Source organism: Tautonia marina (assembly GCF_009177065.1).
Taxonomy (GTDB): domain Bacteria; phylum Planctomycetota; class Planctomycetia; order Isosphaerales; family Isosphaeraceae; genus Tautonia; species Tautonia marina.
Window position 1 is genome coordinate 410,157 of the sequence record NZ_WEZF01000001.1, and the last position, 14,683, is coordinate 424,839.

14 protein-coding genes are annotated in these 14,683 nt (G+C 64.9%); 9 read left to right on the forward strand and 5 right to left on the reverse strand.

Annotated features, from left to right (window positions below; all coding sequences use genetic code 11):
- Window positions 1–3: 3 nt before the first annotated feature.
- Genes GA615_RS01570 through GA615_RS01590 form a run of 5 tightly spaced genes read right to left on the reverse strand, consistent with a single transcriptional unit; the run spans window position 4 to window position 6,157 of the window.
- Window positions 4–930, reverse strand: coding sequence for a DUF58 domain-containing protein (locus GA615_RS01570; protein ID WP_152049491.1), 927 nt, complete (start codon window positions 928–930; stop codon window positions 4–6).
- Window positions 899–1,945, reverse strand: a complete 1,047-nt coding sequence (locus GA615_RS01575; RefSeq protein WP_152049492.1) for an AAA family ATPase — start codon at window positions 1,943–1,945, stop codon at window positions 899–901. Before GA615_RS01575 ends, GA615_RS01570 begins: the two co-directional genes overlap by 32 nt.
- 33 nt (window positions 1,946–1,978) lie before the next feature.
- Entirely contained in the window at window positions 1,979–3,082 is a 1,104-nt protein-coding gene (locus tag GA615_RS01580) for a prenyltransferase/squalene oxidase repeat-containing protein (protein ID WP_152049493.1), read from the reverse strand.
- The gene (locus GA615_RS01585) at window positions 3,079–3,969 is read right to left on the reverse strand and encodes an SIMPL domain-containing protein (RefSeq protein WP_161602102.1); all 891 of its coding nucleotides are present in this window, start codon (window positions 3,967–3,969) and stop codon (window positions 3,079–3,081) included. The genes GA615_RS01580 and GA615_RS01585 overlap by 4 nt, the downstream gene beginning before the upstream one ends.
- Before the next feature lies 1 nt (window position 3,970).
- Complete coding sequence (locus tag GA615_RS01590; protein WP_161602103.1) at window positions 3,971–6,157, reverse strand: outer membrane protein assembly factor BamB family protein; 2,187 nt, start codon at window positions 6,155–6,157, stop codon at window positions 3,971–3,973.
- Between the two features lie 280 nt (window positions 6,158–6,437).
- On the opposite strand from GA615_RS01590, the gene GA615_RS01595 reads away from it, so the two are divergent.
- The 9 genes from GA615_RS01595 (at window position 6,438) to gcvPB (ending at window position 14,643) form a co-directional block, all read left to right on the forward strand.
- Entirely contained in the window at window positions 6,438–7,532 is a 1,095-nt protein-coding gene (locus tag GA615_RS01595) for a mandelate racemase/muconate lactonizing enzyme family protein (RefSeq protein ID WP_152049496.1), read from the forward strand.
- Window positions 7,533–7,697: 165 nt separating this feature from the next.
- A complete protein-coding gene (gene gcvT / locus GA615_RS01600) occupies window positions 7,698–8,807 on the forward strand; it encodes a glycine cleavage system aminomethyltransferase GcvT (RefSeq protein WP_152049497.1) in 1,110 nt (369 codons plus the stop codon).
- Window positions 8,808–8,885: 78 nt separating this feature from the next.
- Window positions 8,886–9,281, forward strand: a complete 396-nt coding sequence (gene gcvH / locus GA615_RS01605; RefSeq protein WP_152049498.1) for a glycine cleavage system protein GcvH — start codon at window positions 8,886–8,888, stop codon at window positions 9,279–9,281.
- Window positions 9,282–9,836: 555 nt separating this feature from the next.
- Window positions 9,837–10,046, forward strand: a complete 210-nt coding sequence (locus GA615_RS01615; protein ID WP_152049500.1) for a hypothetical protein — start codon at window positions 9,837–9,839, stop codon at window positions 10,044–10,046.
- A gap of 64 nt (window positions 10,047–10,110) precedes the next feature.
- Window positions 10,111–10,746, forward strand: coding sequence for an HNH endonuclease (locus GA615_RS01620; RefSeq protein WP_152049501.1), 636 nt, complete (start codon window positions 10,111–10,113; stop codon window positions 10,744–10,746).
- Between the two features lie 207 nt (window positions 10,747–10,953).
- On the forward strand, window positions 10,954–12,309 hold the full coding sequence (gene gcvPA, locus GA615_RS01625) for an aminomethyl-transferring glycine dehydrogenase subunit GcvPA (RefSeq protein ID WP_152049699.1): 1,356 nt from the start codon (window positions 10,954–10,956) through the stop codon (window positions 12,307–12,309).
- A gap of 242 nt (window positions 12,310–12,551) precedes the next feature.
- Window positions 12,552–12,725 (forward strand): hypothetical protein, encoded by a 174-nt coding sequence (locus GA615_RS27310; RefSeq protein ID WP_161602104.1) that lies wholly within the window; start codon window positions 12,552–12,554, stop codon window positions 12,723–12,725.
- Window positions 12,726–12,728: 3 nt separating this feature from the next.
- On the forward strand, window positions 12,729–13,010 hold the full coding sequence (locus tag GA615_RS01630) for a hypothetical protein (RefSeq protein ID WP_152049502.1): 282 nt from the start codon (window positions 12,729–12,731) through the stop codon (window positions 13,008–13,010).
- Between the two features lie 103 nt (window positions 13,011–13,113).
- On the forward strand, window positions 13,114–14,643 hold the full coding sequence (gene gcvPB / locus GA615_RS01635) for an aminomethyl-transferring glycine dehydrogenase subunit GcvPB (RefSeq protein ID WP_152049503.1): 1,530 nt from the start codon (window positions 13,114–13,116) through the stop codon (window positions 14,641–14,643).
- Window positions 14,644–14,683: the final 40 nt, after the last annotated feature.

Consider the following 14,683-nt stretch of genomic DNA (forward strand, 5'->3'; position numbering starts at 1 on the left):
GGGTCAGGACCGCCCCGCCTGTCGGGCCGCTCGATCGGCGTCCAATCGCGAATGCAGGAAGATGCTCAAAGCGTCGGCCAGTGGCTCGTCGGTGACGAACCGTACATGGTCATAGCCCCGCTGGCCGCATTCACGACGCACGTTCTCCAGAAACTCCTCCATCGCCTTGCGGTACTCGCGGCGAAAGCCCCACGGCTCGGCGAACAGTTCCTCGTCCCCCTCGATGTCCTTGAAAATGGTCGGCCCATCGAAGGGTAAGTCCAGCTCGTCACGGTCGAGGATCTGAAGGATCAGGGCCTCGTGCCCCTGAAATCGTAGACGATTGAGGCTGTCGTACAATCCTTCGGGATCGGTGAATAGATCGGAAACCACCACGACGACGCTCCGCCGCTTGAGCTGCCCGGCGAGCGATCGCAGCAAGCCGCCCAGGTCGGTTGTGCGGCTCGGGGCGCAGCGTTCGAGTTGCGCCGTCATCGCCACGATCTGCGCCTGGGTGGCGTTCGGCGGCAGGGTTTCGGTGGCCTTCTCATCGAACAGGACCAGGCCGACCGGGTCTTGTTGCTTGACCAGGAGCAAGGCGAGCGAGACGACCAGGGTGGCTGCGTAGTCGAACTTGGAGAGCGCCGCCCGAGTCCCTTTGTACGCCATCGATGCGCTCGCATCGACGACAAAGGTCACGCGTACATTGCTTTCCTGTTCGTATTGCTTGATGTAGTGTCGATCGGATCGAGCGAAGACGCGCCAGTCGAGCCGCCGGAGGTCCTCGCCGGGCGAGTATTCGCGGTACGAGGCGAACTCGATGTTGAAGCCGAGGAACGGGCTGCGGTGCTGACCGCTGATCGCTCCTTCGGCCAGGCGTCGGGAGCGGAGCGTCAGGTCGGCGATCCGGGCGATCGCGTCAGGATCGGAATACGTCCGCGACGGCGTCATCGGCGGCCCCCTTGCGGATCGGGATGTCGTCCAGAAGGCGCTGGATGATCGAGTCGCTCGACTCTCCGGCCGCCTGGGCGTTGTAGTTGATGACGACGCGGTGACGGAGGACCGGCCGGGCGACCTCCTTGATGTCCTCGGCGGTCACGCTCGGTCGGCCCGACAGGGCGGCGCGGGCCTTGGCGGCCAGAATTAAGGCCTGACCCGCCCGAGGCCCGGCCCCCCAGGCGACCCAGTCGCCAATGTACGACGGCCCGCCGTGCTCGGGGCCTCGGGTCGCCCGCACCAGGTCCATTGCGTAGTCGATGCAGTGGTCCGACACCGGGACGCGGCGCACAAGCTTCTGCAACGCGGCGATCCGTTCCCCGGCGATGATCGGCACGATCTCCTGGCGGTCGGCCCCGGTGGTCACGCGGTAAATCCTGCGTTCTTCATCGGGAGTCGGATATTTGATGAAGATCTTGAACAGGAATCGGTCGAGCTGTGCTTCGGGAAGGGGGTAGGTTCCTTCCTGCTCGATCGGGTTCTGCGTGGCGAGGACGAAGAAGGGGTCCGGCAAGCCGTGGCGATGTCCCCCCGCGGTAACCTGTCGCTCCTGCATCGCTTCGAGCAGGGCGGCCTGGGTTTTGGGAGGAGTTCGGTTGATCTCGTCGGCGAGGATCAGGTTGGCGAAGATCGGGCCGGGGACGAACCGCAGTTCTCGGGCTCCGCTGCTGCGGTCCTCGTAGAGCACCTCGGTGCCGGTGATGTCCGAGGGCATCAGGTCGGGTGTGAACTGGATGCGGTTGAAGTCGAGCGAGAGGGATTGCGCCAGGCTCTGCACCATCAGGGTTTTGGCCAGGCCGGGCACTCCTTCGAGGATGCAATGCCCCCGGGCGAAGACGGCGATCAAGAGCTGATCGACGACCTCATCCTGCCCGACGATCTGCCGGGCCATCTGCTCGCGGATCTGCCGGTGGGCGGTTTGCAGCTCCTCCAGCCCGGCAAGGTCGAGGTCTTCGGTCGAGGTGCTCACGAGGCCGTCCCTTTCGTCGGAAATCCCATCCGTTCAACGCTGGAAGACGGGAAGATATTTGAACGGAAGTTGCAGGATGATGGTGGCGATCGACGTCCCGTAGACCTCGCCGATCCCGTCGCCGTTCCACGAGCCGTCGTCGCCTTGCAGGCCCATCAGGTGGTCGCGCGTCTCGGGAAAATAGTCATCCCAGTAGTCATCACCAGCCATGTAGAACGCCTGGGCGGCGTAGAGGTGGGCGTAATACGTGTGCCCGCCCCCCTTATGCCAGGCGTCAGTCGCCTGGAAGGCGTCCCAAACATACTTGAGACAATCGGTGGCGATCGGGCTGTCGAACTGCCCCGAGTTGTACAGGGTGGCCACTGCCGCGGCCGAGATGGGCAGGCGGGGACCTCCCCCCGAGCCGAGCGAGTAGGCAATGCCCCCCTCCGGCGTCCGGCACTTTTCCAGGTAGTTCCCTGCTTCCTCGATGACCGCAGGCGGTACGACGAACCCGGCGTTATGGGCCGCCCGAAGGGCCTGAACCTGGGTGACGGTCACCGAACCTTCGTCGCCGGTGCCGGGCACGTAGGTCCAGCCGCCGTGGATGCTCTGCCCTCGGGCGGTCAGGATCACCGCCTTGCGGATCGCCTCGCGGACCTCGCGCCGGAGCGATTCCTTGGTGATCATGCCGTACACCGACGCCAGAAACATCAAGGCAAAGCCGTGCCCGTGCATCGGCTGGCCGTTGTCCTGGCTCGGTCCGGTGAGGAGGCCCGAGGGGGTCGAGCAGCGCACCAGGAACTCGACCGCTCCTTGCACGTGCTTCGCGTACGGGCCTCGCGTGGGCGAATCGCCATGAGCCAGAAACGCCGTGCCCGCCAGGCCGGTCATGGCCACCGGATACGCCTGGCCGCCGCCGATGATCCACGAGCCGTCGTCGGCCTGGGTGCTGGCCAGGTAATCGGTTCCTCGTTCCACGGCACGGAGGGTTTCGGGCGTCAGGTGTTTGGGCAAGACCTGCCCACTGTCCTGGCCCCTGGCGATCCGCCCTGCGAGCCCTCCGGCGATCAGCCCTCCCAGGCATTGACCAAGGAACGCACGACGATCGGCGGGTGGTTGTAGGTGCATGTCATGATTCGCCGATCGCTTGCTCATGGCGTGTCGGCTCCCTCGTCCTCGGCGGGGCGAAGTTGGAACCGCACGAGCAATTCGACCCGTACAGGAACGTCTTGCAACCGGTTCGATTCGAGCCGCCCCTCGCGTGGGGGCTCCTCGTTCGGGAGCACGACCCGGGTGACGTTGGCGATTGGATCGCCCGGCCTTGAGAGTTCCTGGATCGCGACGATCGGGCCTAGCTCGGTCTCGCTCAGACGGGCGATCCGCTCGGCGCGGGCCCTGGCGTCGGCGATAGCTGCCTCATAGGCCTGTTCCTGCACCGCGTCGAAATCCTCGACGACGAACCGGACGAGGCTCAGGTCGATCCCCCGGGAGCTGTACTGATACGGATTGACCCCCGGAGGAGGGCCGACGATCCCCCCGGCATCCTGCGCCACGTCGAGCAGGCGGGCGACGAGCTGCAACAACTCCTCCTCGTCGCGTCCTTCAATCGCGGAGCAGCGCACGACGAGCTTCCGGGAAAGCTGTACCTCGGGCTTGGCGCTCAGGGTCGCTCGGGGGTCGATGCCGCCGTACTGGTTTGGGGACGGCCCTTTCTGATCAACGAGCAATCCGAGTTCCGCGACCTCAACCTGATCGAGCTTCAGGTTCTCGAACGCCTCCTCGATCCGCGCCTTGGCGTCTCGGTACTTGACGATCGCGTCGGCTGTCAGCTCCGAGGCCGAGGCGACCTGGAGGTCGATCTCCATCAGGTCCGGCCGGGCATAGGCGGTCGCCTTGCCCGAGACGGTGATCCCCTCGATGTTCTCGGTTGTTTGGGTGCGCCGAGTCTGGGCCACCTGGCCGAGGACGTCGCGGGCCTCCAGGCCCAGGCCGATCATCATGATGAGGACCGCGGCCGTCACGACCGATCGCGTTGTTCGCATCTCACTGCTCTCCTTCGTCGGTCGTTTGCGCAGAGGCATCGTCGAGGTTCAAGTCGAGATCCTTCTCACGGGGGCGACGCTCGTAGGCCGCAATCGTTCGGTTCGACACTGCGATGAGCAAGCGATCGGTCAGCAGCAGATCGCCGCCGATCGATCCAGTGTCGTCTCCCCGGACGATCCGCCGCACGCGGCCGGTCTGCGGGTCCAGCTCGAAGATGCCCCGAGGGGTCAGGTGCCAGATGCCGTCGTCTCGAATGATCGGGCGGCCGTCGTAGCTGCCGCCGGGCAATCGGATCGACCACTGCAACCTCTCGGAATCGACATCAAGCGCATCGACTTCCGGCCCTCCGAGGATCACCGAGCGTCCGACCGCTCCCAGCAATCGGGCCGATTGGGACATCGGCCGGTCCCACCGCAGGGTCATCCGGTCCGGGTCGATGGCGGCGATCCGGCCCGACTTGGCCCCTTTCACCACGAGCGCTCCGTCGACCTCGATCGGACGACCCGCGACCGTCACCGGGTCCGGCACGCGGTTCGAGGAAAAGAAGACTCGCCCGCCGGTTCCCGACACCGGCTCGGTCTCATAGGCATAGCCCCAGGCCAGATCCCCCGTCTCGGCGTCCAGCCGAACGAGCACTCCCGCGTGGGTGTCGAGAAAGACCGCCCCCCCTCGGTGCACGAGCTGCGGCTGAGCCTCCTGAAACGGCATTCCGTAATAAATCCGCTGCTGGCCTTGCCGAAGCGTGCCGACCTCGGCCTTCCAGAGGACCGTGCCGTCGCTCGGCTCGATCGCCAGCACGAACAGGCCCGGCCCCTGCTGGGGTTGCTGGTTCGTCGCCGACCTGGCGACGATGAAGACCCGATCGCCGACGGGCAGGGGGGGGCCGATCGGGTCGAGGTTGGCCATCTCCGTCAGGTCGGTCGATTGCCAGACCACGTCTCCCGAGTCCGCTCGACGGCACACCAGGCGATACGGCGCATTGTAACTCTGGTCACGGACGTCCCGTTCGAGACTCAGCACCCGCTCACCCACGGCGACAATCAGATAGCGGGTGGGGTCGATGACTCTCCCTTGATTCTGTGAGACCGCCGCATTCAGGTCGTGAAACGGGGCCGATCGCCAGAGCATCTTGCCGGTGTCCAGATCCACCGCGAAGAGGTGGCTCAGGTAATTCACAAACAGCCGAGATCCGTCCGTTGCCGTTCCCGGCACCGCCAGGCTGAACGGGTTGGCCTTCCACTGTTGCAGCTCTTGCTCCGACATCCCGGCGACGACCGAATCGCCGAACCGCACCTGCCAGGCCGCCTCTTGCAATTCGCCGAGAACCGGCGCGGCCTCCTCGGCATTGGCCGAAGGGGAGCGCTCTGCCGCTTCCTCCGTCATGACCTGATCGAGGAACACGTTGGGATCGACCCTCGACCCGGCAATGAGCACCTGCTCGCCGGCGTATCGATCCCGGATCTCCTGGCGAAGCTCCTCTGCCTCCGAGGCTCGCCCCGCCCGGTGCAGCGCCAGGGCCGCTTTCACGGCGATCTGGGCCGGAGGGAGGTCGGAATCGGGATACTCCCGGAGGATCGCCAGCCAGCACCCGGCCGCCCGATCGAACCGCCCGTCTTCAAAATACAGGTCACCCAGCCGATCAGCCGCGTCATCTCCGGCCGAGGTGAGGAACGAGGCGGCAAAGAGCCGTTCGAGCGTCTCCTGCTCGGCGTCGCCGACGGCCTGATCGAGCAGACGTTGCGCCTCGGCATCGGCGAACAGACGGTAGGCTTCGCGTCCTTCGGGGGGAAGGGTCGCCAGCAAGGCGCGCCGACGCTCGGAGACTCGGATGATGAAGCCATCGTCCCGATCGACGAACCGTTTGTTCTGCTCGTCGGGAATGCCGTCGAGCGCTTTGAAGGCCCGTTCCCAGGCCGATCGACGGGCAAACCGTTCGAAGTCGTCGATCGCTTCCTTCACCTCGGTCGAGGCCGGTGGAAGCTGGATCGGCCGCCCCGGCTCCTCGTTCGAGAGCGGCGGGGCCACCATCTCCATCATGACCTGGCCGAGTGCCGAGCTCGCCCCGAACCCGAGTCCAGTCCCGAGGGCGCCCACCACGCACCCCAGGGCAAGCCAGCCTTTCCGCTTCGGCGTCGTTCGGAAGCAATCGACCGACCGGGACCAACCATACCGGAATCGTCGAATCACGAGGCTTCCCCGAATGGATACACACTCATGAAGGCTCAAGACAGCACTGTTGTATCGAGGTTGTCCCCGAGTGAGCAAGCGAATTCTTTCGGATTTCCTTGCAGTCATGGTCGCCCTGATTCGCGCCTGCGTCCTTTCACGCCAGACGGGCTCACCGCTCGACCGATTCGATCTCACCTCGTATGATCGCGCCGACGTGGCTCGGCCTTGCCTCCGGCCCCTTGGGTCTCGAAATCCGGCACTCGAACGTTGGTCGCAGAGTTTTTAAGGAATTCGTCCGATGAAAATCGCCCGCGTCGATTCGTTCGCTGTCGAGGTGCCGCAAAAACCCCCGATCGCCCCCTATCACAGCCGGTATCGCGGTGCCTCGTCCACCTTCTCCATTCTCATCCGCCTGGAAACCGAGACCGGCCTCGAAGGCTGGGGAGAAACCCCCCAGGTTTACCTCGGCACCCAACTCACCGGACGAGAGGCCGAAGGGCTTCGCTCGATGCTCCTGGGAATCGATCCCACGAACATCATGGCCGTGTATGAAGACTTGAAGTTCGATCACATCTACATTCAGAGCGCCGTCGAGATGGCCCTCTGGGATCTGACCGGAAAGATCTACGCCTTGCCTCTGTTCCGCCTGCTCGGCGGCCCTTACCGGCGCGAGATTGAGCTGGCCGCCTGCATGGGCATCCAATCGTATGAACGCGCCGGTGAAATCGCGAAGCTTTACGTCGAGATGGGCTTCTCGACCCTCAAGACCAAGGCCGGGCGTGATCCCGAGGAAGATCTGGCGATGGTTCGCGGCGTTCGAGACGCCGTCGGCGACCGCCTGGAGCTGCGCATCGACCCCAACACCGGCTATTCCCCCGAGGTCTGCGAGCAACTCGCCAAGGATCTCGAACCGTACCGGCTTCAATATTTCGAACAGCCGATGCCCGAGGATCTGATCGACGACTCGGCCCGCATCCGGACCCTCACCTCGACCCCGCTGGCGCTGAACGAGTCGGTCACGACCCTGGCCCGCGTCCGTACGATCCTTGAAAAACAGGCGGCCGACGTGCTCTTGCCCGACACCTACCAGTGCGGCGGCATCTGGGCCACGAAGCTGGTGGCCGAGGTCGCCGCGTCGGCCGGGGTCCCTTGCGTCGTCCACTGCTCGCACGACCTGGGGCCGAAGACCGCCGCCATGCTGCACCTGGCCGCCAGTACGCCGAATTTTCCCCTGGCCAACGATTGTACGTATTACGGACTGGTTGATGATGTGATTACCCATCCCTTTTCGATCGAGTCGGGCCGCATGGCGGTTCCCGAAGCTCCGGGCCTCGGCATCGAGGTCGATCTGGAAAAGGTTCGCAAGTATCAACTCGACGCTTCGTCATCCTGACCGGCTTGTGGCCGGGCAGGGCGCGGTTGTCGCCGGGCGGCCGGCTTCGCTAGAATCGCCCCAACCCCGGCACGGCCGCGTCGAGCTGAGATCCTAATGAAACAACAATTCCACCGGCCGTGACCCGTTCGCGTGCTGATTCCTGATGCTGAGGTTCTGCTTCCGATGTCCACCGTCGAACTCCTGAAAACCCCCCTCTACGACTGGCACAAGGCCCACCGCGGCCGGCTGGTTGAGTTCGGCGGCTGGGCGATGCCGGTCCAGTATTCGAGCATCGTCGAGGAACACCAGGCCGTCCGTCAGCGTGTCGGCCTGTTCGACATCAGCCACATGGGCCGCCTCAGCTTCAATGGTCCCGACGCCCTGGCCTGGCTCCAGCGTGTGACGACCAACGACGTCGCCCGCCTCGCCCCCGGCCGCATTCAATACAGCCTGATTTGCGATGACGAGGGGGGAATCCTCGACGACGTCCTTGTCTACCACCTGACCGAAGGCGACGCCTACGGCCTTGTCTGCAACGCCTCGAACCGCCTTCGCGTGGTCGAGCAGTTCGAGCAGAACCGCGGCTCCTTCAACGCGACGATGGCCGATTCGACCCTCGACACCGCCATGATCGCCATTCAAGGGCCGGCCGCGCTGCTGACCCTTCAGGAACTGTTCGAAGGGCCTCCCCTCGCCGAACAAGGCTACTACAGCCACACCTCCGGCCAGGTGCTCGGCACCCGAGCCTCGGCCAGCCGAACCGGATACACCGGCGAAGACGGCTTCGAGCTGATCGTCCACCGCGACGTGGTCGAGGCCGCCTGGCTCGAACTGCTCGAATGCGGCCTCAATCGCGGCATCCGCCCCTGCGGCCTCGGCGCCCGAGACACGCTCCGCTTCGAGGCCGCCATGCCCCTCTACGGCCACGAGCTGAGCGAATCGGTCAACCCCTTCGCCGCCGGCCTCGCCCCGTTCGTGAAGCTCGACAAGGGTGACTTCGTCGGCCGAGACGCCCTGGCTCGCCTGAAGGATGCCCCCGGCGCCGCCCGGATCGGCCTGAAGCTTCCGGGCCGCAAGATCGCTCGCCAGGGCTGCGGCGTCCTTCAGCAAGGCACCCTGATCGGTACCGTCACCTCCGGTACCTTCGCCCCGACCCTCCAACAGAGCCTCGCCATGGCCCTCGTCACCCCCGAGGCTCCTCCGATCGGCACCGAGCTTGTGGTCGAGATCCGCGGCCACCGCGAACCGGCCGAGGTTGTGGAATTGCCCTTCTACCGCCGCCCCCGATCCTGATTCACACGTCCCCGACGGATTGATTGCCTCAATCTCCCCCAACCCGACCGCCTTCCGTTCCAAGGAGCCCCGACGATCATGGACCCCAAGGATCTCAAGTACGCCCCCACTCACGAATGGGTCTCGATCGACGGTGACGTGGCGACCGTCGGCCTCTCGACCTTCGCCGTCGAGCAGCTCACCGACCTCATCATGATCGACCTCTCCCACGCCACTCCTGGCACCACCCTTTCCGCTGGCGACTCCTTCGGCGAGGTCGAGAGCGTCAAGTCCGTCAACGACCTCTACTCCCCCCTCTCCGGCGAGGTCATCGAGGTCAACGCCTCCGTCGCCGACGACGTCAACCAGATCGCCCAGGACCCCCTCGGCTCCGGCTGGATCCTCAAGCTTCGCCCCTCCAATCCCGACGCCGAGCTCCCCAAGCTCCTCGACTACGACGCCTATCAGAAGAAGGTCGCCGAGGATTCGCACTGATCGGGAACTTCAAGAATGCTTCGAGCATTCTCAGGACTGCTGATCCCCTCTCCGCGATCAAGCGGTAAAATGGTGCCATGAAGCCCAGGGTTTACCTTGAGACCACTCTGCCCAGCTATCTGACCGCATGGCCGAGCCGCGATCTGGTGCGGGCGGCCCATCAGCAGATCACCCGAGAATGGTGGACGGGGCGGGACGCGTTCGACTTGTACACGTCCCGGCTCGTCTTGCTGGAGTGTCAAGCCGGTGATCCCCAGGCTGCGGCGGCTCGCGTCTCTTCGCTCGATGGAATCCCTCTGCTGGAGCAGACGCCCGAGGTTGCGACGTTGGCGCAATCTTTAATCAGTGAGGTGCCCCTTCCCGAACGGGCGGCGGCTGATGCGATCCACATCGCCCTTGCGGCATTCCACGGCCTGGACTACCTCCTAACCTGGAATTGCAAACACATTGCGAATGTGACATTGCGACCACAAATCGAAGCAGTTTGCCGCGCTTCCGGGTACGAACCTCCGCTGATCTGCACACCCGAAGAATTACCCACCGGAGGCCAAGACGATGAAGGAAGATAGTGTGTTGGAGGAGGTCTGGGCGGCCCGGGACGCCTATGCCAAGGTCTTCGGTTACGACGTTCATGCCATGGTGGCAGACCTTCGGGCGCGAGACGAGCGTGATCCCCGGACGATCGTAAGCCTTTCTCCTCGCAAGCCGTGCGATCGGCGCGTTCCCGAAGTGTCCGGTACGACCCGCAACAGTACCGAGGGCTGATCATGTCCGAGTGTGTCCAGGCAGCCCACCGAAACGTTCCAAAGGGAGACGAGGTGTTTTCTCGATGGCGTTAGTGACCTCGCTGGAGCAAAACCAAAAGGTACGTCATTCGGTCCACCGCCCAACCCGCTGTCTCTACGCAATCGTCGATGGCAGCGCAGGCGAACGCTATCTTCAGCTTGATACGGTTGGATCAGCAGATCGTGAGATTCCGGATAAAGTCAGTCAGTCCATTCAATTCGACCGACAAGCTGCGGGTCAGCTCTTGGGGCTCCTGCTCAAGGCGTTTCCGGATTTGGCCTCCTCAATCGACGAGATCTCGGACACTGAGGAACCCAGCAGCGATGACAGTGAGGAGGAAGGATTCGAAGGCCGGACACAGCTCATACTGCATCGCTCCAAAGAGCGAAACCCACGATTAATCCGTCGAAAGAAACGGCGAATTCTTACTGAAACAGGTAAGCTTCTCTGCGAAGTATGTGGGTTCGACTTTACTCTTGTATACGGGCATCTTGGGTCTGGGTTTGCGGAGTGTCATCACCGCGTTCCCATCGCGACTCTCAATGGTGAAACTCCGACTCGCTTAAGTGATTTGGCGATTGTTTGCGCGAATTGTCACCGCATGCTCCATCGTCCTCCTGGTCACACGATCGAGCAATTACGAGCGATTGTTCGGGAGTGTCGGAACAAGATTTCGTAAGTCACCACCCGGCGAGCCTCTGAACAGCAGATTCCATGAATCTGCCCTCCTTGGATGATCTTTCTCATACCTTAAAGAGTTGCCCCGGAAGTCGCCTCGTCGCTCGATCCCCCGTCTCGTAGAATAAGCGCCTACAATCATCCTGTGGGCCGGGCGATCGCGCGCCGGCCCTTGCGCCGCCCGATCCTCCGAACCCCTTGGCTGGCAATGGCCTACATTCTGAACACGGACGAACAAACGCGGGAGATGCTTGAGACGATCGGCCTGGAGTCGCTCGATCAGCTGTTTGAGATGGTCCCGCCCGGGGTTCGGCTCGATCGGCCGCTCGACCTGCCGCCGGCCCTGACGGAGATCGAGCTAACACGCCATGTCGGGGCACTGGCAGCAAAAAACGCGAGCATCGACGAGCGCCCCTGTTTCCTCGGCGGCGGCGCGTACGATCACTTCATCCCCGCCGTGGTCGATATGCTCGCCAGTCGGGGGGAATTCTACACCGCCTACACCCCCTATCAGGCCGAGGCCAGCCAGGGGACGCTCCAGGCGATCTTCGAGTACCAGACCCTCGTCGCGCAGCTCACCGGGCTCGACGTCTCGAACGCCAGCCTCTACGACGGCGGCTCGGCCGTGGCCGAGGGAGTGCTCATGGCCATTGCCTCCGGCAATCGGCACGGCCGGATCGTCGCCAGCGAGGCGGTCCACCCCGAATACCGGGACGTGACCCGGACCTACCTCGAAAACCTCGAGCCGGAACTCGTCACCGTCCCGACCCGCAACGGCCAGACCTCCATCGACGACCTCATCGCCGCGCTCACCGACGACACCGCCGCCGTCATCCTCCAGCAGCCGAATTTCTTCGGCCAGCTCGAAGACATCGAGCCGCTCGTCGCTGCTGCGAAGGAGCGGGGCACCACGGCCATCGTTAGCGTCGATCCGATCGGCCTCGGCTTGCTCAAGCAGCCTGGAGCCTACGGCGCCGACATCGTGACGGCCGAGGGTCAGCCGCTCGGGAATGCCCTCGTCTACGGCGGGCCGTACCTGGGGATGCTCGCCTGCCGCGAGTCGTACCTCCGCAAGATCCCCGGCCGCCTCGTCGGCCAGACGCTCGACCGCGACGGCCGCCGCTGCTTCGTCCTCACCCTGCAGACCCGCGAGCAGCACATCCGCCGCGAGAAGGCGACCTCGAACATCTGCACCAATCAAGGATTGATGGCCCTCCGCGCCAGCATTTACCTGGCCGTGATGGGCCCGACCGGCCTCCGCGACGCCGCCGAGCAATCGGCCCGCAAGGCCCACTACGCCGCCGATCGCCTGAGTGAGATCCCCGGCCTTTCGCTCGCCTTCGACGGCCCCTTCTTCAAGGAATTCGTCATCCGCTGCGAAGGGAAAGACCCGGCCCGTGTGCTGGCCGAGGTTGGCCGACGCGGCTTCCACGGCGGCATCGCGCTCGGCCGCTGGTATCCCGAGCTGGCCGACGCCATCCTCATCGCCGTCACCGAGAAACGCACCCGATCCGAGATCGACGCCCTCGCCGACGCCTACCGCGAGGCCCTGGCCGCGGTCTAGTCGATTGCTGCGTGCGAGTCGAAGGCGTCGGACCCCCTCTCCGCACACGCGAGCGAGGGTTGATTTCCAACTCCCTCTCCCCCGTTCGCGGGGGTGAGGGCCGGGGTGAGGGGGGGCTCCTCGCCCTCAATCGCCGCTCGAACCACCGGCGACGAGGGAACAAAGAACACGAACCCCTTGCCTCAGCTCACGCCCTGGCGCCCGACCGTCCCGGCCCCTTCATCCTCCCGGAGCCGAATCCCATGTCCACCCGCACCCGCCCGATGACGAGCGACGAGCTGCTCCGGTTCGACGACCCGTCGGTGCGGGTCGAGCTGGACCGCGGAGCGTTGATCACCATGCCCTTACCCGGTGGCGGTGATGCTTTGCCCGGTGTCCGCGCCCGTGTGGCCGATCTGTTCGACGGAGGAGGCTGAGCGATGCAGAAACGCGACGCGGCCCGACGCCATCGGCGAGCGGTCGTCATCATCGCGGCGATGGCCGGCGCCCTGCTCGTCCTGCTGGCCTCGGTCGTCCCCTGGGCCAGAACACAGTACGACGCGAAAGGGATCGAACCGTCTCCCGCGGTCGAGGTGATTTTCCGCATCAGTGAGATGGTGACCGATCGTCTGATGCTCGTTCTCTTGCTCGTTGCGGTCCTCATCGGCCTGCTCTGGACCTCCTTCGGCCTGCTCGATCGCGCCTCGCGGTCGCGGGCCTGATCACAGAAACGTTCACTTGCACCTGCCATTGCTCCCCTCTGTTGGAACCCAGGACCGACCGCCCCGCACGGACCTTTTTTCCCCTTGGAATCGGCGACGACTCATGTTGAAGAAAGACCAACCCCCGCTTCTGTTCGAATCGTCTCGCCCCGGTCGTCGCGTGCGGATCGTCCCCCCCTCGGACGTGCCCGACCGGCCGATCGACGACCTTATCCCGGCCGAACACCGCGCCGACGCTCCCCCTCCGTTGCCCGAGCTGGGCGAGCTGGACGTCGTCCGCCACTACACGAACCTCTCGACGTTCAACATGGCGATCGACGCCAATTTCTACCCCCTCGGGTCGTGTACGATGAAGTACAACCCGAAGCGCAACGAGCGGCTCGCCTCGCTGCCCGGCATGGCGGGCCTGCATCCGTATCAGGACGAATCCACGATTCAGGGGATGTTGCAGCTCTTGTTCGAGGTCCAGCACGATCTCGGCGAGATTGCCGGCCTGCCCGCCGTCAGCCTTCAACCGGCCGCCGGTGCGCAAGGCGAGCTGACCGCCCTGATGGTTGCCGCCGCGGCCTTCCGCGACCGCGGCGAGCACCGCACGACCGTCCTCGTCCCCGACAGCGCACACGGCACCAATCCCGCCTCGGCCCAGCTGGCCGGGTTCAAGGCCGTGACGGTCAAGAGCGACCCGCGCGGCCTCGTCGACCTCGACGACTTCAAGGCGAAGCTCAACGACGAGGTCGGCGTGTTCATGATCACCAACCCGAACACCGTCGGCCTGTTCGACGAGCAGATCACCCAGATCGCCGAGTTACTTCACGAGCGCGGGGCTTTGCTCTACCTCGACGGGGCCAACATGAACGCCATCCTCGGCGTCGTCCGGCCCGGTGACATGGGGGTCGACCTCATGCACTACAACCCGCACAAGACCTTCTCCGGCCCTCACGGTGGCGGCGGTCCCGGCGCTGGGCCGATCGCTGTGCGCGACCACCTCGCCCCCTATCTTCCCGCTCCCACCGTCGGCCGACGCGACGACGGCACCTACTTCCTCGACCACGACCGCCCGAAGGCGATCGGCCGGGTCCGGTCCTTCTTCGGCAACGTCGGCGTGCTCGTCCGCGCGTATTGCTACATCCGATCGCAAGGCCCCGAGGGGCTCAAGGCGGTCGCCCAGTACGCGGTCTTGAATGCGAACTATTTGCTCGCCCTGGTCAAGCATGCCTACCCCGTGCCGATGGGCGAGCGCTGCATGCACGAGTTCGTCGCCTCGGCCCGCTCGATGGCACGCGATCGCGGCGTCCGTGCGATGGACATTGGCAAGCGGCTGATTGACTACGGCTTCCATGCCCCGACGGTCTATTTCCCTCTGATCGTCTCCGAGGCGTTGATGATCGAGCCGACCGAAACCGAGAGCAAGGAAACCCTCGACGCCTTCGCCCGCGCCCTGCTTGCCATCGCCGAGGAAGCCCCCGACCTGCTCCACGCCGCTCCCGTCACCACCCCCATCAGCCGTCCCGACGAGGTCGCCGCCGCCAAGCGTCCGATCCTCCGCTGGACCCCCGACGCCTCAACCATTCCCCCGTCCTCAACCCCTCCCGTTCCCTCGGCCGACCGGGGGACGCTCGTGACCCCTGCCTAACCCCCGCGCCTCCTGTCCTGGGGCCGCCAATGGCCCCAGG

Coding starts and splice junctions, on each gene's coding strand:
- GA615_RS01570 (WP_152049491.1), bottom strand. CDS start 930: ATGACGCCGTCGCGGACGTATTCCGATCCTGACGCGATCGCCCGGATC.
- GA615_RS01580 (WP_152049493.1), bottom strand. CDS start 3,082: ATGAGCAAGCGATCGGCGAATCATGACATGCACCTACAACCACCCGCC.
- GA615_RS01585 (WP_161602102.1), bottom strand. CDS start 3,969: ATGCGAACAACGCGATCGGTCGTGACGGCCGCGGTCCTCATCATGATG.
- GA615_RS01595 (WP_152049496.1), top strand. CDS start 6,438: ATGAAAATCGCCCGCGTCGATTCGTTCGCTGTCGAGGTGCCGCAAAAA.
- gcvT (WP_152049497.1), top strand. CDS start 7,698: ATGTCCACCGTCGAACTCCTGAAAACCCCCCTCTACGACTGGCACAAG.
- gcvH (WP_152049498.1), top strand. CDS start 8,886: ATGGACCCCAAGGATCTCAAGTACGCCCCCACTCACGAATGGGTCTCG.
- GA615_RS01615 (WP_152049500.1), top strand. CDS start 9,837: ATGAAGGAAGATAGTGTGTTGGAGGAGGTCTGGGCGGCCCGGGACGCC.
- GA615_RS01620 (WP_152049501.1), top strand. CDS start 10,111: ATGGCGTTAGTGACCTCGCTGGAGCAAAACCAAAAGGTACGTCATTCG.
- gcvPA (WP_152049699.1), top strand. CDS start 10,954: ATGGCCTACATTCTGAACACGGACGAACAAACGCGGGAGATGCTTGAG.
- GA615_RS27310 (WP_161602104.1), top strand. CDS start 12,552: ATGTCCACCCGCACCCGCCCGATGACGAGCGACGAGCTGCTCCGGTTC.
- GA615_RS01630 (WP_152049502.1), top strand. CDS start 12,729: ATGCAGAAACGCGACGCGGCCCGACGCCATCGGCGAGCGGTCGTCATC.
- gcvPB (WP_152049503.1), top strand. CDS start 13,114: ATGTTGAAGAAAGACCAACCCCCGCTTCTGTTCGAATCGTCTCGCCCC.